23 protein-coding genes are annotated in these 23,399 nt (G+C 71.5%); 12 read left to right on the plus strand and 11 right to left on the minus strand.

Annotated features, from left to right (window positions below):
• Nucleotides 1-20: 20 nt before the first annotated feature.
• The 7 genes from KE274_RS07350 to KE274_RS07380 form a co-directional block, all read right to left on the minus strand.
• Nucleotides 21-965, minus strand: a complete 945-nt coding sequence (locus KE274_RS07350; protein WP_211542337.1) for an aldo/keto reductase — start codon at nt 963-965, stop codon at nt 21-23.
• Nucleotides 935-1,717: a ribonuclease activity regulator RraA gene (locus KE274_RS07355; RefSeq protein ID WP_211542340.1), complete on the minus strand. Its 783-nt coding sequence runs from the start codon at nt 1,715-1,717 to the stop codon at nt 935-937. Before KE274_RS07355 ends, KE274_RS07350 begins: the two co-directional genes overlap by 31 nt.
• Complete coding sequence (locus KE274_RS07360) at nt 1,714-3,630, minus strand: hypothetical protein (protein ID WP_211542342.1); 1,917 nt, start codon at nt 3,628-3,630, stop codon at nt 1,714-1,716. The genes KE274_RS07355 and KE274_RS07360 overlap by 4 nt, the downstream gene beginning before the upstream one ends.
• On the minus strand, nt 3,627-4,481 hold the full coding sequence (locus KE274_RS07365) for a carbohydrate ABC transporter permease (RefSeq protein WP_211542344.1): 855 nt from the start codon (nt 4,479-4,481) through the stop codon (nt 3,627-3,629). Before KE274_RS07365 ends, KE274_RS07360 begins: the two co-directional genes overlap by 4 nt.
• Nucleotides 4,481-5,461, minus strand: a complete 981-nt coding sequence (locus KE274_RS07370) for a carbohydrate ABC transporter permease (protein WP_249186134.1) — start codon at nt 5,459-5,461, stop codon at nt 4,481-4,483. The genes KE274_RS07365 and KE274_RS07370 overlap by 1 nt, the downstream gene beginning before the upstream one ends.
• An 88-nt stretch (nt 5,462-5,549) precedes the next feature.
• A complete protein-coding gene (locus KE274_RS07375; RefSeq protein ID WP_211542347.1) occupies nt 5,550-6,818 on the minus strand; it encodes an ABC transporter substrate-binding protein in 1,269 nt (422 codons plus the stop codon).
• A gap of 205 nt (nt 6,819-7,023) precedes the next feature.
• Entirely contained in the window at nt 7,024-7,560 is a 537-nt protein-coding gene (locus tag KE274_RS07380; protein WP_211542349.1) for a CGNR zinc finger domain-containing protein, read from the minus strand.
• Between the two features lie 39 nt (nt 7,561-7,599).
• Here KE274_RS07380 and KE274_RS07385 point away from each other — a divergent pair, with 39 nt between their 5' ends.
• The 6 genes from KE274_RS07385 (at nt 7,600) to KE274_RS07410 (ending at nt 14,489) form a co-directional block, all read left to right on the plus strand.
• On the plus strand, nt 7,600-8,568 hold the full coding sequence (locus tag KE274_RS07385) for an EamA family transporter (protein ID WP_249186135.1): 969 nt from the start codon (nt 7,600-7,602) through the stop codon (nt 8,566-8,568).
• Between the two features lie 48 nt (nt 8,569-8,616).
• Complete coding sequence (locus tag KE274_RS07390; RefSeq protein ID WP_211542351.1) at nt 8,617-9,282, plus strand: GntR family transcriptional regulator; 666 nt, start codon at nt 8,617-8,619, stop codon at nt 9,280-9,282.
• Nucleotides 9,279-10,805: an MmgE/PrpD family protein gene (locus tag KE274_RS07395; RefSeq protein WP_211542352.1), complete on the plus strand. Its 1,527-nt coding sequence runs from the start codon at nt 9,279-9,281 to the stop codon at nt 10,803-10,805. The genes KE274_RS07390 and KE274_RS07395 overlap by 4 nt, the downstream gene beginning before the upstream one ends.
• The gene (gene prpB, locus KE274_RS07400) at nt 10,805-11,707 is read left to right on the plus strand and encodes a methylisocitrate lyase (protein ID WP_211542354.1); all 903 of its coding nucleotides are present in this window, start codon (nt 10,805-10,807) and stop codon (nt 11,705-11,707) included. Before KE274_RS07395 ends, prpB begins: the two co-directional genes overlap by 1 nt.
• Nucleotides 11,708-11,709: 2 nt before the next feature.
• Entirely contained in the window at nt 11,710-12,843 is a 1,134-nt protein-coding gene (locus KE274_RS07405; protein WP_211542356.1) for a bifunctional 2-methylcitrate synthase/citrate synthase, read from the plus strand.
• A gap of 167 nt (nt 12,844-13,010) precedes the next feature.
• Nucleotides 13,011-14,489: an MFS transporter gene (locus tag KE274_RS07410; protein WP_211542358.1), complete on the plus strand. Its 1,479-nt coding sequence runs from the start codon at nt 13,011-13,013 to the stop codon at nt 14,487-14,489.
• A gap of 15 nt (nt 14,490-14,504) precedes the next feature.
• On the opposite strand, the gene KE274_RS07415 is transcribed toward KE274_RS07410, so the two are convergent.
• Nucleotides 14,505-15,107: an antibiotic biosynthesis monooxygenase gene (locus tag KE274_RS07415; protein WP_249186136.1), complete on the minus strand. Its 603-nt coding sequence runs from the start codon at nt 15,105-15,107 to the stop codon at nt 14,505-14,507.
• A 405-nt stretch (nt 15,108-15,512) separates the two neighbouring features.
• Between KE274_RS07415 and KE274_RS07420 the strand changes: the two genes are divergently transcribed.
• From KE274_RS07420 to KE274_RS07435, 4 genes are all read left to right on the plus strand, one after another.
• Complete coding sequence (locus KE274_RS07420) at nt 15,513-17,012, plus strand: CoA-acylating methylmalonate-semialdehyde dehydrogenase (protein ID WP_211542360.1); 1,500 nt, start codon at nt 15,513-15,515, stop codon at nt 17,010-17,012.
• Between the two features lie 14 nt (nt 17,013-17,026).
• The gene (locus KE274_RS07425) at nt 17,027-18,208 is read left to right on the plus strand and encodes an acyl-CoA dehydrogenase family protein (RefSeq protein WP_211542362.1); all 1,182 of its coding nucleotides are present in this window, start codon (nt 17,027-17,029) and stop codon (nt 18,206-18,208) included.
• Nucleotides 18,205-19,092: a 3-hydroxyisobutyrate dehydrogenase gene (mmsB, locus tag KE274_RS07430; RefSeq protein ID WP_211542364.1), complete on the plus strand. Its 888-nt coding sequence runs from the start codon at nt 18,205-18,207 to the stop codon at nt 19,090-19,092. The genes KE274_RS07425 and mmsB overlap by 4 nt, the downstream gene beginning before the upstream one ends.
• 140 nt (nt 19,093-19,232) lie before the next feature.
• The gene (locus KE274_RS07435; protein WP_211542366.1) at nt 19,233-20,009 is read left to right on the plus strand and encodes an enoyl-CoA hydratase-related protein; all 777 of its coding nucleotides are present in this window, start codon (nt 19,233-19,235) and stop codon (nt 20,007-20,009) included.
• Nucleotides 20,010-20,026: 17 nt separating this feature from the next.
• Here the strand turns inward: KE274_RS07435 and KE274_RS07440 are convergent, their stop codons facing one another.
• Genes KE274_RS07440 through KE274_RS07450 form a run of 3 tightly spaced genes read right to left on the minus strand, consistent with a single transcriptional unit; the run spans nt 20,027 to nt 21,473 of the window.
• The gene (locus KE274_RS07440; protein WP_211542368.1) at nt 20,027-20,470 is read right to left on the minus strand and encodes a YdeI/OmpD-associated family protein; all 444 of its coding nucleotides are present in this window, start codon (nt 20,468-20,470) and stop codon (nt 20,027-20,029) included.
• Nucleotides 20,467-20,937 (minus strand): SRPBCC family protein, encoded by a 471-nt coding sequence (locus KE274_RS07445; protein WP_211542370.1) that lies wholly within the window; start codon nt 20,935-20,937, stop codon nt 20,467-20,469. Before KE274_RS07445 ends, KE274_RS07440 begins: the two co-directional genes overlap by 4 nt.
• Complete coding sequence (locus KE274_RS07450) at nt 20,937-21,473, minus strand: MarR family winged helix-turn-helix transcriptional regulator (protein WP_211542372.1); 537 nt, start codon at nt 21,471-21,473, stop codon at nt 20,937-20,939. Before KE274_RS07450 ends, KE274_RS07445 begins: the two co-directional genes overlap by 1 nt.
• A 174-nt stretch (nt 21,474-21,647) precedes the next feature.
• Here KE274_RS07450 and KE274_RS07455 point away from each other — a divergent pair, with 174 nt between their 5' ends.
• Nucleotides 21,648-22,424, plus strand: coding sequence for an electron transfer flavoprotein subunit beta/FixA family protein (locus tag KE274_RS07455; protein ID WP_211542374.1), 777 nt, complete (start codon nt 21,648-21,650; stop codon nt 22,422-22,424).
• 1 nt (nt 22,425) lies between these two features.
• Nucleotides 22,426-23,397, plus strand: coding sequence for an electron transfer flavoprotein subunit alpha/FixB family protein (locus tag KE274_RS07460; RefSeq protein ID WP_211542376.1), 972 nt, complete (start codon nt 22,426-22,428; stop codon nt 23,395-23,397).
• Nucleotides 23,398-23,399 lie beyond the last annotated feature (2 nt).

The following is a 23,399-nucleotide window of genomic DNA, read 5'->3' on the forward strand; positions in this document are numbered from 1 at the left end:
TCAGCGCCCCTGCCGCCCGGTCACGCGGCCTCGGCGTCGAGCGCGTCCCACAGCGCCGCGGGGAGCTCCGCGTCGAGGCCGTCGACGAACGCGTGCACCTCGGCGGGCGTGCGGGCCCCCACGACCACCGCGTCGGCACCGTGCCGCAGCGGGAACTGCACGGCCGCATCCGCCAGGCGCACCCCGTGCGCCGCGCACACGTCGCGCAGCCGCAGCGCCCGGTCCTGCAGTTCCGCGGGCGCCGGCCGGTATTCGAAGAACGGCGAGCCGACGGGGTCGACGAGGATGCCGGAGTTGAACACGGCCGCCGCGAGCACGCCGATGCCGCGCGCGGCCGCGGTGGGCAGGAGCCGCTCGAGCGCGGTGCGGTCGAGCAGCGTGAGCCGCCCGGCCTCCATCACCACGTCGAGCGGTGCCTCGGCGACGTACCGCTCCAGCGGGTCGAGCCGCCCGAGCCCCACGCTGATCGCCCGCACGACCCCCTCGTCGCGCAGCTCCACGAGCGCGGGCAGGGCGGTCGCGAACGCGGCCTCCACGTCGAGCGGATCGTGCAGGTGCAGCACGTCGACGCGGTCGACGCCCAGGCGGGCGAGGCTGCCGTCGAGGCTGCGCCGCACGCCGTCGCGCGTGAGGTCGACCACCGAGTCGTGCCCGCTCGCCGACCCCGAGACCGGGCGGCCGGCGGCGTCGACGAGCACGCGGCCCACCTTGGTCGCGATCACGTAGTCGTCGCGCGGCACCCCGCGGAGCGCGAGGCCGAGCTTGCGTTCGCTCTCGCCGGAGCCGTACAGCGGCGCGGTGTCGAAGAACCGCACGTCGCGCGCGAGAGCGGCCGCCACGGTGTCCACGGCGTCGGCGTCCGCGACCGGGGAGAACAGGTTGCCGATCGGCGCGCACCCGAGTCCCGCGTCGTCGCGCGCCGCGACCGCGGGGTTCAGCGGACGGAGCTGTGCACGGAACGCCATGCCTCGTACTCCTCGCGGCTGTCCGGCGTCAGCGGGTAGTAGTCGCTCAGGCGCGCGCCCTCGTCGAGGCGGCGGCGGCTGAACACCTCCCACTCCTCGTGGTCGCGCGCATCGTCCACCACCTGCGGCGCCATGGCCTGCGGCACCACCACGGGGCCGTCGTCGTCGGCCACGACCAGGTCGCCGGGCATGCACAGCGCCCCGCCCACCGCGACCGGCACGTCGTAAGCCCACGGCACCAGCTCCGACTGCGAGGCGTAGTGCGGGGTGGTGCCGGTCGACCACACCGGGATGCCCAGCTCGCGGATGCGCCCCGCGTCGCGGATGCGGCCGTCCACCACGATCCCGGCGCCGCCCTTCCTGGCGAAGTAGCGCGCCAGGATGTCGCCGATGCAGCCGGAGAAGCGGCTGCCGTACGCCTGGATGACCAGCACGTCGCCCGGGCGCACGGCCTCCAGCACGTGCCACAGCGCGGTGTGCCGCTCGGCGTACTCTTGCCCGTCGCCGGAGGCCATGTCCTCCCGCTGCGGCATGAACTGCAGCGTGAGCGCCGAGCCGACCACGCGCTGCCCCGGGCTGAGCGGCTCCGGCCCGTCGATGTAGCTGCGGCGGATCCCGAGGCCGTGCAGCTTGGCGCAGGCGGTGGCGGAGGAGATCGCGTCGAACGACTCGACCACCTCGGGCGAGGGGCGCCGGTACGCCGCGCCTCGCACGGGCAGGGCGAAGTCGGGTCGGATCAGTTCGGCGCTCATGCGTCTCCTTCGGGGAACAGGTGGCGCGGCGATCCGGTCGCACGCGCGATGGTCAGGTCGAGGTCGGCGGTGTGCGCCGGGGGCAGGGTCACCACGAGGTCGTCGTCCACGTCGAGCACGGTCGTGACGAGCGGGGCGTCGGGCGCGCGGTAGGTGCCGGAGGGTCCGGGCCAGAAGCCGGGCTCTTCGGCGGTCGCGCTCACGCGCACGATCCGGTCGAGGCCGAAACGACCGCCGCGCAGTCGCACCGTGCGGGTGTGTACGGACGACGTGTTCACCAGCTGCACGCCCGCACCGTGCTCGTCGAGGCGATGCACGAGCGCCGCGACGTCGTCGGGGAGGCCGGGCCGGGCGCGGTCGACGTCTTCGTAGCGGAGGGCCGTGAAACCGAGGCCGCCGTTGTAGAGCACCTGCGGCGCTCCCGCGACGAGCTGCGTCAGCACCTCGGTCACGACCGGGTTCACGCGCTGCCAGAAGTGCAGGTGGGCGGCATCGGGGTCGCGGTCGTCGGCGAGCATCATGGCGGCCCGCCGTGCCACCTGCCCGAGCGCCATCTCCAGCGCCCGCACCGGGTAGTCGGGGAGGTCGCCGGCGAGGTACGCGTACCAGCCGTCCTCGTGCCCGGCCTCCTCCTTGTCGCGGAACGGGGCCACGCGGTCGGCGGAGGCGGGCCGCGTGGCGATCGCCCGCTCCAGCCGCTCCCGGTCGCCGGCCGAGCGCGTCCACCACCACAGCCACAGCGGCAGGTCGAGCTGCAGCGGACCGTAGTCGAACCAGCCGTCCGCGCCGTGGCGGTACGGCACGAGCAGCGCGGGCTCGGTCGCGGCGGCCCCGAGGCGCGCGATCCACCCGCCGCGCAGGCTGTAGGTGGAGTCCGTGACGCTGCCGGTGCGGCCCTCCGCGAGCACGGTGTCGAGCATCGTGCGCACGAGGTCGAGCGCGGCGTCGTCGCCCGTGACGAGCGCGTGGTTGAGCGCGCCGATCAGGGCGCTCATGCCCACGGAGTGCAGCCCGTGCGGCCACGCCCACCCGTAGTGGCCGCCCCACCAGCGCCCGTCGTGCAGCGCGCCGACCGTGCCGTCGGGACCGATGTTGTCGGGCAGCAGTCCGCCGTCCGCGCGCTCGCGCCACCCGTCCACGTACCGGCGGATCCACGCGGCGGACTCCTGATCGCCGTCGTACAGCCAGCGGTTCGCGGCGAGGGAAGTCGCGGCGAGGTTCACGGCGATGTCGCCGTCCGCGCGACGCTGCATCTCCTCCGCCATCCGCTGCGCGTTGGCGGGGTCGGCGAGGTCGTCCCAGGTGGTGATGCCGTCGAGGCCGTGCACCGGCAGGCCGTACGGGCGCATCTCGTCGCGGTCGGCCGTGTACGGCACGATCGTGTCGTCGAGCCCCGTGAGCGCACCCCTGGCGCCGTTGTGCGGGGAGCGGATGAGGTTGCGCTCGGCGTCGTAGTTGCCCTTCGCGGGGTCGGTGAACAGCGCGGCGAAGCGGGCGGCGCGCGCGGCGAACGCGGCGTCGGCCGGGTCGGCGGCGCAGATCCCGGCGAGGAACAGCAGCGACTCGCCCTGGTGGAACCAGTCGTAGCCGTTGTCGTACTCGTCGGTGAGCATGCCGGCCTCGTCGAGCTGCACCGTCACGCCCTCCCAGTGGCGCTTGGCATCGGCGAGCACCTCGTCCGGCCCGCCGAGCAGGTAGAACGTGGGCCAGTTGAAGAACGGCTCGTACAGGTCGTCCACGCCGTCGCGGTCGACGAACTCCGCGACGCCCCGCAGGCGTCCGTCCGGCAGGGTGTACCGGTCGCGGAACAGGCGGCGCGCCTCCTCGATCTCGGCGAAGAGCCGGCGCTGCAGCACGGCCCACGCCGGGATCGTCCGCAGCGGTCGGGTGAGCGGGGTCTCGGGCACGGTCATCCCTTCGTCGCCCCGGCGACCAGGCCGCCGATGATGTGGCGCTGCATCACGATGAAGAACACCATCGCGGGCAGCACGGCCAGCAGGAGCGTGGGGAACACCTGCGTGTAGTCGGTGGAGAACTGCCCGACCGCGGCGTACACGCCCGTCGTGACGGTGTAGATCCCCGAGCTGGGTCCGAGGATGATCTGCGGGCTCACGAAGTCGTTCCACACGCCGATCGAGTTGAGCACCACGACGGTCGCGACGACGGGCTTCATGATCGGGAAGATGCACGCCCAGAACGCCCGGATGGGGCCGGCGCCGTCGAGCGAGGCCGCCTCGTCGATGTCGCGCGGCACGCTGCGCAGGTAGGCGGTGAACAGGAAGATCGTCACCGGCAGGGTCGCCGCCGTCTCGAAGAGGATGAACCCGGGGATCGTGTTGATGAGCCCGAGCACGCGCAGCACGAACACCACCGGGATCAGCGTGACCTGGCCGGGGATGAAGAGGCCGGACACGAACAGCAGCAGCAGTCCCAGGTGCCACTTGGAGCGGCCGCGGGCGATCACGTAGGCGACCGGGGCGGCGAGGGCGATGCAGCACAGGTTGACCAGCACCACGAACAGGAGGGTGATGCCGTAGGCGGCGATCACGTTGAACCGGCTGCTCGTGATCGCGGCCCACAGGTAGTCCAGCGTGAACATCTGCGGCGTGATCAGCAGCGGGTTCTCGATGATCTCGGCCTGCGGTTTGAACGCGTTGATCAGCATCGTGTACATCGGGATCAGCATGGTGATCGCGACGATGCCGAGGACGATCCACCGGATCGCGCGGACGACGAGGGCCGGGCGGTTGCGGGTCTGCGTCATCAGTCGGTCGCCTTCTGCTCGGCGCGGCGTCGCAGCAGCGTGACGGCGAGGCCGACCACCGCGGTGACGAGGAGGAGGATCATCGACTGCGCGGCTCCGAAGCCGAGGGCCGAGTTCGCGAACGAGTCCTTGAGGATCTGGTAGACGATGGTCTGCGTCGAGCCGGCCGGTCCGCCGTCGGTGAGCGACAGCACCACGTCGTAGGCCTTGAGCAGCCCGACCAGCGTGAGCACGAGGTTCACCGTGAACACGGGGGCGATGAGCGGCAGGGTGATGGAGCGGAACTGCTGCCACCGGGAGGCACCGTCCACGGTCGCGGCCTCGTAGTACTCGGCGGGGACGGACTTGATGCCCGCGAGGAACAGGATCATGTTGAACCCGAAGTGCGACCACACGATCGTGAAGATCACGCTGGCCTTCGCAAAGGTCGGGTCGGTGAGGAACGGCATCGCCGGGAGGCCCAGCGTGGTGAGCAGCCCGTTGACGGCGCCCGTGGGGGAGAGCATGGCCGACCACAGGAAGCCGATGATGAGGGCGCTGATCACGTAGGGGTAGAAGAAGATGGTGCGCAGGATCGTGTTCGAGCGGCCGGGGCCGGCGATGAGCGCGGCGATCGCCAGGCCGATGGCGTTGCAGAGGACGGTGCCGACCACGGCGATGAGGCCCGTGAACAGCGCGGCCTGGGTCGAGCGCGGGCTGCGGAACGCCTTGATGTAGTTCTCCCAGCCGACGAAGGTGAAGTTCAGGCTGTAGCCGTTCCAGTCGGTGAAGCTGAGCACCGCCGCGAGGATCATCGGGATCACGAACATGGCCAGGAACACGGCCACGGCCGGGCCGCCCATGAGGATGCCGGGGAGGCGGTTCCGCCACTGCTGCGCGGCCGTGCGGCGGCGCGGGGCGGGGGCGGTGCTCATCGGCGTGACGGGTCCTGTCGGGAGGGTGGCGGCCGGGGGTGGCGCGGTCGTGGTGGGCGGAGTCATGGCGGCACTCTCGTTCTCGGTGGCGCGTGCGTGGGGGTGGGCGCGGACGCCGGGGACGGAGGCGTGTCCGTCCCCGGCGTCGCGCGGGTCAGCCGGCGTTGGCGGCGAACCAGTCGTCCATGGCCTTCAGCACCTGGTCGGCGGGCGCACCGCCGAGGAGGGCCTGGGTCTGGGTGTTGATCTCGCCCGCGTAGCCGGGGGGCAGGGTGCGCTCGCCGTAGCCGCCACCGGTCGGCGTGTAGGCGTCGGCGGGGGTGTCGGCGACGATCTGCAGCAGTTCCTCGCCGAGCGGGGTCATGTCGTACTCGTAGCCGTCGCGGAAGTTGCCGTCGACCGCGAGCTGGTCGACCACCGCGGTCTGGTCGGTGGTGAGGAACTCGATGAGCTTCGCCGCTGCGTCCTGGTTCTTGCTCGCCTTGAGGATGGAGTACGGGCTGGCGATGTTGGCGCCCATCGCGGGCTGCTCGTCGGCGCTCTGGGCGGGGGCGCGGAACACGCCGATGTCGGCGGACTCCGCCGCCTTCGCCTGGGTGCCGGCGAACCAGCTGCCCATCGAGTACACGGCGGTCTTGCCGGAGAGGAACGCCTGCTCGGCGTCGGGGTACTTGATGCCGAGCGCGTCGGCGGGGATGTATCCCTCGGCCACCCAGTCGGCGTAGGTGTCGACCGCGTCGCCGTAGGTCTCGCTGAACGTGACCTCGCCGGAGGACATGTGCTGGTACCAGTCCTGGTCCTCGGCGATGATCGTCGGCAGTCCGAGCGCCTGCAGCGTGTGGCTGGTCATCCAGTCGCCACCGGTCTGGATGGGGGTCCACCCGGCGTCCGCGAGCTTGCCGAGCGCGTCGGTGAGCTCGTCCACCGTGGTCGGCTCCTCGCTGATCCCGGCCTCCTCGAACGCGGTCTTGTTGTAGAAGAACAGGCTCTGCAGCTGCACGCCGATGCCGGCCATGTAGTTCTTGCCGTCGATGGAGTACTGGTCGGCGAGGGGGCCGGACGAGGCCCACTCGTACTCCGACAGGTCGACGAGCTCGGGCACGAGCTTGGTGGTGGGCGGGATGGACTGCACGACGTCGGGGGCGTCTCCGGCGGCGAGCAGGCGCGGGATCGCGGCTTCGACGCCTTCCGCGCCCGGGTTCTGGATGACGACGTCGATGTTCGGGTTGGCGTCTTCGAACGGGGCGACGAGGTCGTTCCAGAACTCCTCGGTCAGGTTGGGGGTGACGTTCACGAGCATGCGCACGGTGACGTCGCCGCCGGCGTCGCCACCGTCGTCACCGGCGGGGGTCGAGCAGCCGGCGATGGCGAGGGCGGATACCGCCGCGATGCCGGCGAGGGGGAGGACTCGGGCCTTGATCATCGTTGATCCTTTCCTGATGCAAGAGGAGGGCCGCTCGCGACACTACACTAATCGATAATCGTTTGTGAAGAGTTCGCAGGGTCGGATGTGCCCGACCGCGGGGGACCCTGAGTGAGCGGAGCGTCCTTCGTCTCGTCGCTGGCGCTCCTCTCTCAGGAACCGGCGAAGGGTGGTCCCTGAGCGAGCGAAGCGAGACGAAGGGCGCTCAGGAGGCGGCGCGGCGGGCGCGGTAGGCGGCGACGGCGTTGCGGTTGGCGCAGGTGGAGGAGCAGTAGCGCTTGGAGCGGTTGCGCGACAGGTCGAGCGCGATCGCCTGGCAGGTGTCGTCGTCGCACACCGTGAGGCGCGAGCCCTCGTCCGCGCGGATCACGTCGATCAGTGCCATGGCGGTCTCGATCAGCACGCGCTCGGCGAGAGGACGGTCGTCGGCGACGGCGTGCAGGTGCCAGTCGGCCGCGTCGTGGCGGACCAGCCGCGGGGTCAGGCGCACGTCAGCGAGGGCGGCGTTGACGTGTGCGGCCATGTCGTCGCGCGGGGCCAGGAGCATCGCGCGCAGTCGCGGGCGCAGGGCGCGGAGGTCGTCGAGCTCCACGGCGTCGCGGTCGATGCGGCCCGTGTAGGGGAACACGCGGAGAAAGGCCTCTTCGTCGTCGATGTCGACCAGGGTGTCCGGGTCTTCCGCCGAGTTCGCCAGCCACACGGCCGCGCGGAGGGCGTCCTCGGTGTCATCGGTGAAGACCATGTTGACAGCTTACTCTCCCCGCGCGTAGCGTCACTTCCCATGAGCGCAATGGCGAGTGACACGCACCCCCGGGCGTCGGTGCGCCTCGGTCTCGTGCTCGCGATCGGTGCGGCGTTCTCGTTCGGCATGTCCGGGGCGTGGGCGCGCGGTCTCATCGACGCGGGCTGGACTCCCGGCGCCGCCGTCACGGTGCGGGTATGGGTCGCCGCGCTCGTGCTGCTCGTGCCCACGATCCTCGCGCTGCGCGGGCGCTGGCGGGTGCTGCGCCGCAACGCCGGGATGGTCGCGGCCTATGGGCTGCTGGCCGTGGCCGCCACGCAGCTGTGCTACTTCCAGGCCGTGGCGGTGATGGACGTGGGCATCGCGCTGCTGATCGAGTACACCGCTCCGGTCGCGGTGCTGCTGTGGCTCTGGGCGCGGCGGGGGGAGCGGCCCACCCGGCGCAGCGTGCTCGGCGCCGCGATCGCGTTCGTGGGCCTGGTGCTGATGCTCGACATCGTGACCGGCGCGCAGGTGAACGTGGTCGGCGTGCTGTGGGCGCTCGGCGCGATGGTGGGCGCTGCGGCGTACTTCGTGCTGTCCGCGCGGGCCGACACGGGGCTGCCGCCGATCGCGCTCGCCGGTGCCGGGCTGCTGCTCGGGGCGATCGGCCTCAGTGTCGCCGCCCTGGTCGGGGTGCTGCCGTTCGCGTGGACCACGGCCGACATCGCGTATCGCTTCGGCTCGGTGCCGTGGTTCGTGCCGGTGCTCGCGATCGGGTTGGTCGCCACGGCCCTGGCGTATCTGCTCGGCATCGCGTCGACGCGGATGCTCGGGTCGCGCCTGGCCTCGTTCGTCGCGCTGGCCGAGGTCGTGGCGGCGCTGCTGTTCGGGTGGCTGCTGCTGGGCCAGCTGCCGGATGTGCTCCAGGCGGTCGGCGGCGTGCTCGTGCTCGCGGGTGTCGTGGCGGTGAAGCTGGGGGAGCCGCAGGTCACCACTCCCGAGCCTATGTATACGAATACGGCCTGATCTTCTTCCAGCGCCCACGTCGAGCGCCGTTATGTATACACTGAGGCCATGGTCCTCTCCGTCGAGCGCACGTCCGCGAGCGATCGCGCCTACACGGCCCTCCTCGACGACATCCAGTCCGGCGCCCTGCCCGCCGGCCACGTGCTCGGCGAGGTCGAGCAGGCCGAACGGCTCGGCGTCAGCCGCACGCCCATGCGGGAAGCCCTGCGCCGCCTCGCCGCCGACGGGCTCGTGGTGCAGCAGTCGCCCCGCGTCACGGTCGTCGCCGCGCTCGACGCCGACGACATCCGGTCCCTGTTCGAGATCCGCCGCGCGCTGGAGGAGACCTCGGCCCGGCTTGCCGCCGCCCGGGGCGACGCCGACCTCTTCGCGTCCCTCGCCGACGAGTTCGCCCACGTCGACCTGTCCAGGGCGGCGGGCCGCGACGCCTACTACGCCCTGATCGCGCGGTTCGACGCCGCCCTCGACGCCGCGGTCGACAACGACTACATCGCCGCGGCCCTGCGCACCGTGCGCACCCACCTCGTACGGGTGCGGCGCATGGCCAGGGACAAGCCCGCGCGGCTCGCCGCGTCCGCCGCCGAGCACCGCACCATCGCGCAGGCGCTCGCCGCGCGCGACGGCGACCTCGCCGCCCACGCCACGCACGTGCACCTGCACAACGCGCTCGCCGGCATCCTCGACTCCCTCCCCGACAGCGAAGGACACTCATGACCGTCTCCCATCACGTCCGCGTGCACGCCAGCTCCGAGAACCTCGCCAGGCAGGATCAGCTCGCCTGGAAGATCGCGGAGGTCGCCGCAGACCCGGTCGAGGTCGAGCAGGCCGTCGTCGACATGATCATCAACCGCCTGATCGACAACGCGTCCGTCGCTGCGGCCTCCCTCACCCGCGCGCCGATCAACGCCGCGCGGGCGCAGGCGCTCAGCCACCCGGTGTCGACCGGAGGCGCCGGCGCCAACCTGTTCGGCACGCCCCTCGACCGCCGCACCAGCCCGGAGTGGGCTGCGTGGGCGAACGGCGTGGCGGTGCGCGAGCTCGACTACCACGACACGTTCCTCGCCGCCGAGTATTCGCACCCCGGCGACAACATCCCGCCGATCCTCGCGGTCGCGCAGCACACCGGCAAGGACGGCAGGGCGCTCGTGCGGGGCATCGCCACCGGCTACGAGATCCAGATGGACCTGGTGCGCGCGATCTGCCTGCACAAGCACAAGATCGACCACGTCGCCCACCTCGGCCCGTCCGCCGCCGCCGGCATCGGCACGCTGCTCGGCCTCGACGTGGAGACCATCTACCAGGCGGTCGGCCAGGCCCTGCACACCACTACCGCGACCCGGCAGAGCCGCAAGGGCGAGATCTCCACGTGGAAGGCGCACGCCCCGGCCTTCGCGGGCAAGATGGCCGTCGAGGCGGTCGACCGGGCCATGCGCGGGCAGACCAGCCCCGCGCCGATCTACGAGGGCGAGGACGGCGTGATCGCGTGGATGCTCGACGGCAAGGACGCGGCCTACGAGGTGCCGCTGCCCGCCGCGGGCGAACCCAAGCGCGCGATCCTCGACTCCTACACCAAGGAGCACTCCGCGGAGTACCAGGCGCAGGCGCTGATCGACCTCGCCCGTCGCCTCGGTATCGCGAACCCGGCTCTGCGCGACCCGGCGAACGTCGACGCGATCGTGATCCACACCAGCCACCACACGCACAACGTGATCGGCTCCGGCGCGAACGACCCGCAGAAGTACGACCCCACCGCCTCGCGCGAGACGCTCGACCACTCCGTGCCGTACATCTTCGCGGTCGCGCTGCAGGACGGCGGCTGGCACCACGTCGACTCCTACACCCCGGAGCGCGCCGGACGCGCCGACACGGTCGCGCTGTGGCACAAGATCACCACGGCCGAGGACCCGGAGTGGACCCGCCGCTACCATTCGGACGACCCCGACGAGAAGGCGTTCGGCGGTCGTGTCGAGATCCGCCTGACCGACGGCACCACCGTGGTGGACGAGATCGCCGTGGCCGACGCGCACCCGCTCGGCGCGCGCCCGTTCGCCCGCGAGAACTACATCACCAAGTTCCGCCTGCTGGCCGAGCCCGTGCTGGAGCCGGCCGAGATCGAGCGGTTCCTCGACCTGGTGCAGCGGCTGCCCGAGCTCACGGCCGAGGAGGTCGGGCAGCTGTCGATCGTCGCGAAGCCGGGGCTGATCGACGCGGCACCGGCACCCGCGGGGCTGTTCTGATGCTGTACTCCACGGTCTCCCCGGCGGAGAAGCGGCGCCGGTTCCGCGAGCGCCTGGAATCCGGCGAGCTGCTGCGGTTCCCCGGCGCGTTCAACCCGCTCAGCGCCCGGCTGATCGAGCAGAAGGGGTTCGACGGCATCTACATCTCCGGGGCCGTGCTGTCTGCCGACCTCGGGCTGCCCGACATCGGCCTGACCACCCTCACCGAGGTCGCCGGGCGCGCCAAGCAGATCGCCCGCATGACCGATCTGCCCGCGATCGTCGATGCCGACACGGGTTTCGGGGAGCCGATGAACGTGGCCCGCACGATCCAGGAGCTGGAGGACGCGGGACTCGCCGGCACCCACATCGAGGATCAGGTGAACCCGAAGCGCTGCGGCCACCTCGACGGCAAGAGCGTGGTGGACGAGGACACCGCGATCAAGCGCATCCGTGCCGCCGCCGACGCCCGCCGCGACGAGAACTTCCTGATCATGGCGCGCACCGACATCCGCGCGATCGAGGGGCTCGACGCGGCGATCGACCGCGCGAAGGCCCTGGTCGACGCGGGGGCCGACGCGATCTTCCCCGAGGCGATGCGCACGCTCGACGAGTTCGCGGCGATGGCCGAGGCGCTCGACGTGCCGATCCTCGCCAACATGACCGAGTTCGGCAAGAGCGAGCTGTTCTCGGTGGATCAGCTCCGCGACGCGGGCGTGCGGATGGTGATCTGGCCCGTATCGCTGCTGCGGATCGCGATGGGAGCGGCGGGCCGGGCGCTCGATACGCTGAACGACGAAGGGCACCTGACCTCGACGCTCGGCGAGATGCAGCACCGCGCCGATCTGTACGAGCTGATCGACTACGAGTCGTACAACCGTTTCGACTCCGGCGTCTTCAACTTCACCATCACGAAGGAGTGACCATGACCGAGCCGGACATCAAGAAGGGCCTCGCGGGGGTCGTGGTCGACACGACCGCGATCTCGAAGGTGAACCCCGAGACGAACAGCCTGCTGTACCGCGGCTACCCGGTGCAGGAGCTGGCCGACACGCAGCCGTTCGAGGCCGTCGCCTACCTGCTGTGGAACGGCGAGCTGCCCACGGGCGACGAGCTGGCCGCGTTCCGGGTGGAGGAACGACAGCACCGCGCGCTGGCCGACAACGTCAAGGCCGCGATCGACCTCGTACCGCTCGATGCCCACCCGATGGACGAGGTGCGCACGGCGGTGAGCCTGATCGGGGCGTCCGACCCCGGCGCGGGCGGATCGGTGCTGGATGCCGGCGGCAGCCCGGAGGAGAACCTCGCCCGCAGCATCCGGCTGTTCGCGGCGCTTCCGGCGATCGTCGCGTACGGCCAGCGCCGCCGCCGCGGCCAGGAGGTCGTGCCCCCGCGCGACGACCTCGACTACTCGGCGAACTTCCTGTGGATGACGTTCGGCGAGGAGGCCGACCCGGTCGTGGTCGACGCGTTCAACCGCTCGATGATCCTGTACGCGGAGCACTCGTTCAACGCGTCCACGTTCACCGCCCGCGTGATCACCTCGACGCTCAGCGACCTGTACTCGGCCGTGGTCGGGGCGATCGGCGCGCTCAAGGGCCCGCTGCACGGCGGTGCCAACGAGGCCGTGCTGCACATCTTCGACGAGATCGGCGACGCCGACAACGTGACCGCGTGGCTGGACAAGGCCCTCGCGGAGAAGCGCAAGATCATGGGCTTCGGTCACCGGGTGTACAAGCGCGGCGACTCGCGCGTGCCCACCATGAAGGCCGCGCTCGACACACTCGTGGAGCACTACGACCGGCCGGAGGTGGCCGCGCTGTACGACGCGCTGGAGTCGCAGTTCGTCGAGCGCAAGGGCATCTACCCGAACCTCGACTACCCGTCGGGTCCGGCGTACAACCTGATCGGGTTCGACACGCTCACGTTCACGCCGCTGTTCGTGGCGGCCCGGGTCACGGGGTGGACCGCGCACGTGATCGAGCAGGCGGGCGCGAACGCGCTCATCCGTCCGCTGTCGCACTACGACGGCGTGGACGAGCGCCACGTCGAGGCCTGACCCGCATCGTTCGAACGCCCCCGCCGGGATCCTCCGCGGGGGCGTTCTGGCGTCTCTCCGCCGGTGCTGTAGCGCGCCGCGGTGCCGGGGTCAAGGCGATGCGAGGGATTCTCCGGCGGAGTAGAACCGGATGCGGGCCGTTCGCGCCCGCGCACGAAGGAGGGTCCATGTCCGCATCCGAGGTCACCGTCAAGGAGGTCCGGTCACTCGTCCCGGCCCGCATGGACCGGCTCCCGTGGTCGCGTTTCCATTGGATGATCGTCGTCGGGCTCGGGTTCTCGTGGATCCTCGACGGCCTCGAGGTGCAGATCGTCGCGGCGAACGGTTACGCGCAGACGCTGGGCATGGGCCCGGCCGAGGTCGGACTGGCGGGTACGTGCTACCTGCTGGGCCAGGTGTTCGGGGCTCTGGTGTTCGGGCGACTGGCCGACCGGCTCGGCCGCAAGAACCTCTTCCTCGTCTCGCTCGCGGTGTATCTGGTGGGGTCGGCGGTGGCCGGTCTCGCGTTCGCCCCCTGGTTCTTCTACATCTGGCGCTTCGTGGCGGGGGCGGGCATCGGCGGCGAGTACGCCGCGATCAACTCCGCGATCGACGAGATCATCCCCGCGAAGTACCGCGGTCGCGTCGACATCGCGATCAACGGCACGTACTGGGGCGGTGCGGCCCTGGGTGCCGTGGCGAACATGTTCTTCCTCAACACCGATCTGCTGCCGGCCGACCTCGGCTGGCGGCTGAGCTTCTTCGTCGGCCCGGTGCTGGGCCTGCTCATCATCTGGCTGCGCCGGCACATCCCGGAGAGCCCGCGGTGGCAGATGACCCACGGCCGGGAGGACGAGGCGGAGCGCAACGTCGACGCGATCGAGGAGCGCATCCGCAAGGAGGGCAAGACGATCGACCCGGTCGACGAGGACCGCGCCATCACGGTGAAGGAGTACGGCAGCGTGCCGTTCCTCGTGATCGCGAAGGTGCTGTTCCGCAAGTACCCGCGGCGCACGCTCGTGGGCATCACGATGATGGTGACGCAGTCGTTCCTCTACAACGCCATCTTCTTCACGTACGCGCTGGTGCTGGAGAACTTCTACGACACCCCGCCCGCCTCGGCGTCGCAGTACTTCATCGTGTTCGCGATCGGCAACCTCGCCGGTGCGCTCATCCTCGGGCACTTCTTCGACACGTGGGGGCGGCGGCGCATGCTGTTCGGCACGTACGTGCTCGCGGGCGGCATTCTGCTGGTGAGCGCGTTCCTGTTCAACGCGGGCGTGCTCAACGCGGCCACGCACACCGCGTTCTGGTGCGCGTCGTTCTTCTTCGCCTCGGCGGGCGCATCGGCCGCCTACCTCACGGTCAGCGAGATCTTCCCGCTGGAGCTGCGCAGCCAGGTGATCTCGTACGTGTTCTCGATCGGACAGCTCGTGGGCGCCGTCGCTCCGGTGCTGTACGGCGCGCTGATCGGTGCCAGCGCCGAGTCCGGCGACCGGGGCCCGCTGTTCTGGGGCTACGTGCTCGGCGCCGGGGTGATGATCTTCGGCGGCGTGATCTGCGGGATCTTCGGCGTGAGCGCGGCCGGCAAGTCGCTGGAGGACATCGCCGATCCGCTGTCGCTCGTGGAGACGGGGAAGAAGAGCGTCACCCCCGACTCGGCCTGAGCGCCGTCGCGGGCGTCAGCGGGCGAGCCAGGTGCGCAGGGAGCGCGTGACCCACGGCAGCACCCAGTAGGTCATGATCGGGGTGAGCACGAGCGTGGTCGCCAGCACCCGCAGCCAGATGGGCAGTCCGTCCCAGCCGGGCACGGGGCTCATGGCGTAGGTGAACGCGAGGTTCACGGGGAAGAAGCCGAGCCAGATCGACACGGCCTGCTTCCAGCGCGGCGGTGCCGGGGCGACGGTGACCGTGCCGGTCGTGCCGTCGGACTCGACCACGGGGATGGAGCCGGTCGACGGCTCGTCGAACCAGCCCTCGATGCCGGTGCGGCGCTTGGAGCGTTCGCTGCGCACGAAGCCTTCGCCCATCGAGAGCCACCACGCGCGTTCACCCGACTGCTCCCACGCGGTCAGCGACTCCTCGCTCGCGAAGCGGTAGAGCATGTGCCACACCTGCGAGTCCTCGCCCGCGCGCACCCACCCGGAGCCGAGGAAGCCCGGGTACTTCGTCGCCAGGTTCACGCCGGTCTGCACCCACGCGGTCGCCTCGGCGATGCGCTCGGGGTCGACCTCGCGGCGGATGGAGACGGTGACGGGCTCGGACACGGGGGCGGAAGCGGACATGGTGCGGTCCTCGGGGGGTGGGGGCGTCGGGGTGCGGACGCCGGGCGGGGGCGCCAGGGTCGCGGCGCCAGCACGATTCTATTTCTCCTGCGCGCCGCGGCGGCTGCACGGAGAAGACCCCCGCCGACCCGATTCGGCGGGGGTCACGCGGCGTTGGGGGCCGCGACGGGAGCGAGAGTGCTCACCGTGCGCACGGAGGACGCGTGTACCCGATCCGGTCTGAGTCTCTGTCCGTGCATCTGCAGTTGTAACCGGCCGAGGTGACGCGGCGGTGAACGGCCCGCGAACGACATCGTTCGGGCCGACGACGCGATGCCACCGAAGATACAAGGACGTCCTCGTATTTTCACGGACACCGGAGTAAACTCGCGATGTGCCAACGACGGCACGGAGGGATGTCACACAATGACCCGTACGATCCCGCACTTCGTGGGCGGAACGCTTCTCACTCCCGACGACGGACGCTTCGCCGACGTCTTCGACCCCAGCACCGGCGCGGTGCAGGCGCGCGTGCCGCTCGCCTCCGCCGACGAGGTGCGCCGCGTGATCGGCAACGCCCAGGAGGCGCAGGCCGCGTGGGCCGCGACCAACCCGCAGAAGCGCGCCAGGGTGCTGCTGCGGTTCCTCGACCTGGTGCAGCGCGAGATGCAGTCCCTCGCCGAACTGCTCGCGAGCGAGCACGGCAAGACCGTCGACGACGCGAAGGGCGACATCCAGCGCGGCCTCGAGGTGATCGAGTTCTCCGCCGGAGCGCCCCACCTGCTCAAGGGCGAGTACTCCACGGGTGCGGGCGCGGGCATCGACGTGTATTCGATGCGGCAGCCGCTGGGCGTGGTCGCCGCCATCACCCCGTTCAACTTCCCCGCCATGATCCCGCTGTGGAAGGCCGGGCCCGCGCTCGCCGCCGGGAACGCGGTCGTGCTCAAGCCGAGCGAGCGCGACCCCTCGGTGCCGGTGCGACTGGCCGAGCTGTTCCTCGAGGCGGGGCTCCCCGCGGGGGTGCTGAACGTGGTGCACGGCGACAAGGAGGCGGTCGACACGCTGCTCACCGACGAGCGGATCCGCGCAGTCGGGTTCGTCGGGTCGACGCCCATCGCCGAATACATCTACGCCACCGCGGCCGCGAACGGCAAGCGCGCGCAGTGCTTCGGCGGGGCCAAGAACCACATGATCGTGATGCCGGACGCCGACCTCGACCAGGCCGTCGACGCGCTGATCGGGGCGGGCTACGGGTCGGCGGGGGAGCGCTGCATGGCGATCTCGGTCGCGGTGCCGGTGGGCGAGGAGACCGCGGACGCCCTCGCCGCCAAGCTCGTGGAGCGGGTCGCGCAGCTGCGGGTGGGTCCCTCGCTCGCGGCCGACGTCGACTACGGCCCCCTCGTCACGCGCGACGCTGTCGAGCGCGTGACCGGGTACATCCAGCAGGGCGTGGACGAGGGCGCGACGCTGCTGGCCGACGGGCGCGGCTTCACGGTGCCGGGACACGAGGAGGGCTTCTACCTCGGACCGACGCTGTTCGACCACGTCACGACCGACATGGCCGTCTACCGCGAGGAGATCTTCGGGCCGGTGCTCGTGATCGCCAGGGCCGCGGACTACGAGGAGGCGCTGCGCATGGCGTCGCAGCACGAGTACGGCAACGGCGTGGCGATCTTCACGCGCGACGGCGACGCCGCCCGCGACTTCGCCGCCCGGGTCGAGGTGGGCATGGTCGGGGTGAACGTGCCGATCCCGGTGCCCATCGCGTACTACACGTTCGGCGGCTGGAAGCGCAGCGGCTTCGGCGACCTCAACCAGCACGGTGCCGACGCCTTCCGCTTCTACACCAAGACCAAGACGGTGACGAGCCGCTGGCCCTCCGGCATCCGCGACGGCGCGAGCTTCGTCATCCCCACCATGCACTGAACCGAGGAATCGACATGACCATGACCTCCGTCACCACCACCGCCGAGGAGCGCGAGGCGATCCTCGACGCCGTCCGCGAGTACTCCGAGACCGAGCTCGCCCCGTTCGCGGCCGAGCGCGACGAGAAGCACCTGTTCCCCCGCGAGTCGCTGCGCCGCGGCGGCGAGCTGGGGCTGGGCGGCATCTACGTGGGCGAGGAGTACGGCGGAACCGGGCTCACGCGCGTCGACACCGTGGCGATCTTCGAGGAGCTCGCGAAGGCCGACCCTGCCGTGGCCGCCTACATCTCCATCCACAACATGGTGGTGTGGATGATCGACACCTACGGCGACGACGCCCAGAGGTCGCGGTGGCTGCCGGCGCTCACCGCCATGCAGGAGTTCGGCGGCTACTGCCTCACCGAGCCCGGCGCGGGCTCCGATGCCGCGAACATCGCCACGAGCGCCGTCCGCGACGGCGACGACTACGTGCTCACCGGGGTCAAGCAGTTCATCTCCGGCGCGGGCGAGGCGGCGGTGTACGTGGTGATGGCGCGCACGGGCGAGCCGGGGGCGCGGGGTATCAGCGCCTTCCTGGTGCCGGGCGACGCCGAGGCGCTCAGCTTCGGGGCCCCGGAGAAGAAGATGGGGTGGCATGCGCAGCCCACGCGGCAGGTGATCCTCGACGGCGTGCGGGTACCCGCGTCGGCGATGCTCGGCGACGAGGGCCGCGGGTTTGCGATCGCGATGTCGGCGCTCAACGGCGGACGGCTCAACATCGCGGCGTGCTCGATCGGGGGTGCCCAGGCCGCGCTCGACCGGGCCGTGCAGTACGTCCACGAGCGCGTGGCGTTCGGGGAGCCCCTGGCGGAGAAGCAGTCGATCCTGTTCGCGATCGCCGACATGCGCACCGACCTGCAGGCCGCGCGGCTCATGGTGCGCGACGGCGCCGAGGCGGTGGACGCGAAGGCGCCGGACGCCACGATGCGCTGCGCGATGGCCAAGCGCTTCGCGACCGATGCGGGCTTCGACGTCGCCAACCGCGCGCTGCAGCTGCACGGCGGCTACGGCTACCTGCAGGACTACGGCATCGAGAAGATCGTGCGCGACCTGCGGGTGCATCAGATCCTGGAGGGCACGAACGAGATCATGCGGCTGATCGTCGGCCGGGAGATGCTGCGACCGGCGGGGTCGGCGTCGATGCGGAGCGCATCATGACCCGCGTGGCCTTCCTCGGCCTCGGCCACATGGGGCTGCCGATGGCGAAGAACCTCGTCGCCGCAGGGCACGAGGTGCACGGTTACGACCCGGTGCCCGCGGCGGTCGAGGCGGCCACGGCGGCGGGGATCCCGGTGGCGGCGAGCGGCGCGGAGGCAGTGGCCGATGCGGAGGTCGTGATCACGATGTTCCCCGCCGGGAAGCACGTGATCGAGGCGTACCGCGGGGAGCTGCTGGCGGCCGCGCGCCCCGGCACGCTGTTCATCGAGTCGTCCACGATCGCGGTAGACGAGGCCCGTGCCGCGCACGCGCTCGCGCTCGCCGCCGGACACCGCAACATCGACGCCCCGGTGTCGGGCGGGGTCGTGGGTGCCGAGGCGGGGACCCTGGCGTTCATGGTGGGCGGCTCGGACGAGGACTACGCCGCGGCGCTTCCGCTGCTGGAGGTCATGGGCAAGCGGATCGTTCACTGCGGTGGCTCGGGGCTCGGCCAGGCGGCGAAGGTGTGCAACAACATGGTGCTGGCGGTGTCGCAGATCGCGGTGGCGGAGGCGTTCGTGCTCGGCGAGCGGCTCGGGCTCGAACACCAGGCCCTGTTCGACGTGGTGTCGCAGGCGTCCGGGCAGTGTTGGGCGATCACCACCAACTGCCCCGTGCCCGGCCCGGTGCCCACGAGCCCGGCGAACCGCGACTACCAGCCCGGTTTCGCGGGGGCGCTCATGGCGAAGGACCTCGGGCTGGCGCTGCAGGCGATCGAGCAGACCTCGACCGACGCGAAGCTGGGGCGGCTCGCGCAGCAGCTCTATGCCGCCTATGCCGCGGGCGAGGGTGCCACGCGCGACTTCTCCGGCATCATCACCGACATCCGGGACGACCGGGTCTGACGCGCCCCTGGGCCGGGCCGCTGTGCGTTCTTCGTCCAGGGCCGGTTGCTGGAGGGGCTTCGTCCCGGGCCGGTTCCTGAGCGAGCGTCAGCGAGACGAAGGACGATACTGAAGGAGTCCGCGACGGTGAGGGAGACACGATGAGCGAGTACGAGACGATCCTGGTGGAGCAGCGCGGCCGGGTGGGGTGGATCACCCTGAACCGACCGGAGGCGCTCAACGCCCTGAACAGCACGGTCGCCGACGAGGTCACTGCGGCGGCGGTCGCGTTCGACCGCGACGAGGGGGTCGGCGCGATCGTCGTCACCGGCTCGGAGAAGGCGTTCGCGGCGGGCGCGGACATCAAGGAGATGGAGGGGATGTCCGCGGAGCAGATGCGCGCGACCGACCACTTCGGGGCGTGGCGGGACTTCGCGGCCGTGCGCACTCCGGTGATCGCGGCCGTGTCGGGCTTCGCGCTCGGCGGCGGCTGCGAGCTGGCGATGATGTGCGACATCATCCTGGCGTCGGACACCGCGAAGTTCGGGCAGCCGGAGATCAACCTCGGCGTGATCCCCGGCATGGGCGGCACGCAGCGGCTCATCCGCGCGGTCGGCTACTACAAGGCCGCGGAGCTCGTGCTGTCCGGCCGGTTCATGGGCGCGGAGGAGGCGGAGCGCGCGGGCCTGGTGTCGCGCGTGGTGCCGGCGGCCGAGCTGCTCGCCGAGGCGTCGGCGCTGGCGGAGGGCATCGCGGCGAAGTCGCTGCCGTCGGTGTACGCCGCGAAGGCCGCCCTCGATGCGGCCATGGAGACCACGCTCACGGAGGGCCTCGCGCACGAGAAGGAGGCGTTCGCGGCGCTGTTCGACACGGCCGACCAGAAGGAGGGCATGGCCGCGTTCCGGGAGAAGCGGCAGCCCGCGTTCCAGAACCGCTGACGCGGGGGCCGGGGCGGTCAGGCGCGCAGGCCCTCGACGATCTTCGCGATGCGGCGTTCGCGCGTGGCGGGCTGCTTGGCCTCGGCGACCGCGCGGGCGTGCTCCTTGCGGGCGCTGGGGGAGAGGGCGTCGAAGGCCGCACGCAGGGCGGGGTCGGCGTCGAGCGCTTCGGTCAGTGCGGCCGGAACGTCCACGGTGCGCTCCGCGGTGTCGAGGCGGATCACGGCGTCGACCTCCTGGTCGATCTCCACGCCGAGGTCCGCGCGCACGGCCTTGCTGAAGCCGATCAGGTTCTCGCCGCCCATGCGCGCCAGCCGCAGGCGCGCGGTGCGGCCGCCGATGGTCACGGCGACGGGGAAGGTCTTGCCGGCCCCGAACGAGGCGACCTGCTCATCGGTGAGCTGGATCGCCGCGGCGGGACCGCGACCGGTGAGGACGGTGTGCAGGCGCAGTTCGCTCATGCAGGAAGGGTACGCCCGGGCCCCTCGATCGCGGCAGCCAGGGCGTCGTTGCGCTCCACGATCAGCCGCCGCATGTACCGGTCGAGCACGAGCGCGTCGACGAGCCGGCCCAGGGGCCCCAGCGGCGAGCGGAAGGCGATGGTGTCGCGCATGAGCGTGCCACGCGGGTGCTCCTCGAACACGTGCTCGTGGCGGAGCTCGCGGAACGGCCCCGCGATCTGGCGGTCGACGAAGCGGCGGGGGGTGTCGATGTCGAACACCACGGAGCGCAACCGGAACGGGATGCCGAAGTGCCGTGCGCGCCAGGTGACCGTCGACCCCTCGCTGAACGCCCCGCCCGCGGGCTCCTCCACCATGGTCTCGTCGTAGCGGGCCATCGACCGCAGGTGCAGCGCGGGGTCGAGGGCCGCCTCGAAGACGACGCGGGGCGGTGCCGCGATCACGGTCTCGAGCACGAAGCGGGGCATCAGAGGGGTTCGGGGCGGGGTCGCGGATCGATGAAGTCGCCCGCGTCCTTGCGGAGTCGCGCGACGATGGCCACGAGTTCGGCGGCGTCGTCGTGGCTCAGGCCGGGGTCGGCGAACACGTCGGCGTTGAGGGCGGCCGTGGCGCGCTCGACCAGGGCGCGTCCCTCGGGGGTGAGGGCGAGCATGGCGGCGCGTCCGTCGTGCGGGTGGGGCTCGCGCACCACGAGGCCGTCGCGCACGAGCCGTTCTGCCGTGCTGGTGACGGTGGTCGCGTGCACCTGGAGGCGGGCGACCACGCTCGACAGGGGCAGGCGGCCGGTGCGGCTGAAGGCGAGCAGCCGCAGCACCTCGTAGCGGGCGAAGCTGAGCGCGAACGGCTTGAGGGTGGCGTCGACCCGGGCGAGGAGCAGCTGCTGGGCGCGCATGACGGAGGTGACGACGGTCATGCCCTCGGCCGCGTCGGTCCAGCCGTGCGCGACCCACTGCCGCTTGGCTTCGGCGAGCGGATCGACGGGGAGAGGGCGGGGGCGGACCACGTCTCTACGGTACCGGCGGCGGACGGTGTGCCTCGGACGCCCCGCGCGAAGCCCGCCGCTGTCGGTTATGTATACATTCGAGCGGCGGTTCCGGGTCCGGAGGTGGGGAATCCTCGGTTTTTGGCTACATAGAAAGGGGTCCGGATAGACTCGGCGTGTCGTGAGGAGCATTCGATGAAGATCTTCGTCCTGGTCAAAGAGGTGCCGGACACCTATGGCGATCGCCAGTTGAATCTCGAGACCGGGCTCGCGGATCGCGGGGCAGGGGACGTGGTGCTCGACGAGATCACGGAACGCGCGCTCGAGGTGGCCCTCAGCTACGCCGACAAGAACGCGGGCACCGAGGTCGTGGCGCTCACGATGGCACCGGAGGGGTCGACCGCCTCGGTGCGCCGGGCGCTGGCGATCGGCGCGGGGTCGGCGGTGCACATCGCCGACGAGCAGCTCGCCGGAGCCGACCTCGGACTCACGGCCGAGGTGCTGGCGGCGGCGATCCGACGCGGTGCCCCCGACCTGGTCATCACCGGCAACCTCTCCACGGACGGCTCGGGCGGCGTGATCCCGGCGATGCTCGCCGAGCACCTCGGCTGGGCGCAGGCCACCGCCCTGACCGCGGTCGAGATCACCGAGGACGGGGTCTCCGGCACCCGCGGCGCCGACGCCGGGAGCCAGCAGATCTCCGCGCCGCTCCCCGCGGTCATCTCGATCACCGAGGCGCTCCCCGACGCGCGGTTCCCGAACTTCAAGGGCATCATGGCGGCGAAGAAGAAGCCGCTGGAGGTGCTGACCCTCGCCGACCTCGACGTGTCGGCCGATCCCGCCGTCGCGCCCCGCACGATCATGACGGCGGTGGCGCAGAAGCCGCCGCGCGCGGCGGGCGTCAAGATCACCGACGAGGGCGATGCCGCCGACCAGCTCGTCGACTTCCTCGTGCAGAACAGGCTGGTGTGACATGACCTCCCTCGAGAACCCGATCCTCGTCCTGGTCGACCTCGACCCGTCCGGGAACGCCGCCAGCAGCACCGCCGGGCTCCTCGGCGCGGCGGCCGGCATCGGCACGCCCGTGGCCCTTGTGGTGGGCGGCGCGCGGGAGGCCGTCGATCAGGCGGCCGCCGCGGGTGCCGCGCTCGTGCTGACGGCCGACGGCGACGACACCGCGCTGACGGTGCCGCTCGTCGATGCGCTCCAGGCCGCGGCCGCTCGCGTGCAGCCCGACGCCGTGCTCCTCTCGAACTCCATCTCCGGCCGCGACGTCGCGGGACGCTTCGCCGTGCGCACGCGCAGCGCCCTCGCGGTGGACGCGGTCGGGGTGTCGCGCGACGACGAGGGCGTCGTGGCCCATCACTCCGTCTACGGCGGGGCCTACCTCGTCGACGCGGCCGCGACCTACGGCACGCTCGTGGTCACGGTGCGTCAGGGTGCCGTCGATGCGCGGGCCGAGGCGGTGACGTCTCCGCAGGTGGAGGAGCTCGCGGTCGAGCCCTCGGGTGCGGTCGCCGCGACCGCCGGACCGGTCGAGGCCGTCGAGGTCACCTCGAACCGACCGGAGCTGCGTGGTGCGACCCGTGTGGTGTCGGGCGGACGCGGACTCGCCTCGAAGGACAAGTTCGTGCTGGTCGAGCAGCTCGCCGACGCCCTGGGCGCCGCGGTCGGGGCCTCCCGCGCGGCCGTCGACGCCGGGTACATCCCGCAGTCGCATCAGGTGGGTCAGACCGGGGTGTCGGTGTCGCCGCAGCTGTATGTCGCGCTCGGCATCTCCGGCGCGATCCAGCACCGTGCGGGCATGCAGACGTCGAAGACCATCGTCGCGATCAACAAGGACCCGGAGGCGCCGATCTTCGAGGTGGCGGACTTCGGCATCGTGGGCGACCTGTTCACGGTCGTGCCGCAGGTGATCGCGGCCCTCGAGGCCCGGAAGAAGTAGGC

This window comes from Microbacterium paraoxydans (genome assembly GCF_018224615.1).
GTDB lineage: Bacteria > Actinomycetota > Actinomycetes > Actinomycetales > Microbacteriaceae > Microbacterium > Microbacterium paraoxydans_B.

Bases quoted from the DNA above. Each gene is read 5' to 3' on its own strand.
- KE274_RS07420 (WP_211542360.1), top strand. From the start codon at position 15,513: ATGACCCGTACGATCCCGCACTTCGTGGGCGGAACGCTTCTCACTCCC.
- KE274_RS07425 (WP_211542362.1), top strand. From the start codon at position 17,027: ATGACCATGACCTCCGTCACCACCACCGCCGAGGAGCGCGAGGCGATC.
- KE274_RS07380 (WP_211542349.1), bottom strand. From the start codon at position 7,560: ATGGTCTTCACCGATGACACCGAGGACGCCCTCCGCGCGGCCGTGTGG.
- KE274_RS07415 (WP_249186136.1), bottom strand. From the start codon at position 15,107: ATGTCCGCTTCCGCCCCCGTGTCCGAGCCCGTCACCGTCTCCATCCGC.
- KE274_RS07435 (WP_211542366.1), top strand. From the start codon at position 19,233: ATGAGCGAGTACGAGACGATCCTGGTGGAGCAGCGCGGCCGGGTGGGG.
- KE274_RS07360 (WP_211542342.1), bottom strand. From the start codon at position 3,630: ATGACCGTGCCCGAGACCCCGCTCACCCGACCGCTGCGGACGATCCCG.
- KE274_RS07365 (WP_211542344.1), bottom strand. From the start codon at position 4,481: ATGACGCAGACCCGCAACCGCCCGGCCCTCGTCGTCCGCGCGATCCGG.
- KE274_RS07410 (WP_211542358.1), top strand. From the start codon at position 13,011: ATGTCCGCATCCGAGGTCACCGTCAAGGAGGTCCGGTCACTCGTCCCG.
- KE274_RS07460 (WP_211542376.1), top strand. From the start codon at position 22,426: ATGACCTCCCTCGAGAACCCGATCCTCGTCCTGGTCGACCTCGACCCG.
- KE274_RS07375 (WP_211542347.1), bottom strand. From the start codon at position 6,818: ATGATCAAGGCCCGAGTCCTCCCCCTCGCCGGCATCGCGGCGGTATCC.
- KE274_RS07390 (WP_211542351.1), top strand. From the start codon at position 8,617: ATGGTCCTCTCCGTCGAGCGCACGTCCGCGAGCGATCGCGCCTACACG.
- KE274_RS07355 (WP_211542340.1), bottom strand. From the start codon at position 1,717: ATGAGCGCCGAACTGATCCGACCCGACTTCGCCCTGCCCGTGCGAGGC.
- KE274_RS07395 (WP_211542352.1), top strand. From the start codon at position 9,279: ATGACCGTCTCCCATCACGTCCGCGTGCACGCCAGCTCCGAGAACCTC.
- KE274_RS07370 (WP_249186134.1), bottom strand. From the start codon at position 5,461: ATGACTCCGCCCACCACGACCGCGCCACCCCCGGCCGCCACCCTCCCG.
- KE274_RS07405 (WP_211542356.1), top strand. From the start codon at position 11,710: ATGACCGAGCCGGACATCAAGAAGGGCCTCGCGGGGGTCGTGGTCGAC.
- KE274_RS07350 (WP_211542337.1), bottom strand. From the start codon at position 965: ATGGCGTTCCGTGCACAGCTCCGTCCGCTGAACCCCGCGGTCGCGGCG.
- KE274_RS07440 (WP_211542368.1), bottom strand. From the start codon at position 20,470: ATGAGCGAACTGCGCCTGCACACCGTCCTCACCGGTCGCGGTCCCGCC.
- KE274_RS07455 (WP_211542374.1), top strand. From the start codon at position 21,648: ATGAAGATCTTCGTCCTGGTCAAAGAGGTGCCGGACACCTATGGCGAT.
- mmsB (WP_211542364.1), top strand. From the start codon at position 18,205: ATGACCCGCGTGGCCTTCCTCGGCCTCGGCCACATGGGGCTGCCGATG.
- KE274_RS07385 (WP_249186135.1), top strand. From the start codon at position 7,600: ATGAGCGCAATGGCGAGTGACACGCACCCCCGGGCGTCGGTGCGCCTC.
- prpB (WP_211542354.1), top strand. From the start codon at position 10,805: ATGCTGTACTCCACGGTCTCCCCGGCGGAGAAGCGGCGCCGGTTCCGC.
- KE274_RS07445 (WP_211542370.1), bottom strand. From the start codon at position 20,937: ATGCCCCGCTTCGTGCTCGAGACCGTGATCGCGGCACCGCCCCGCGTC.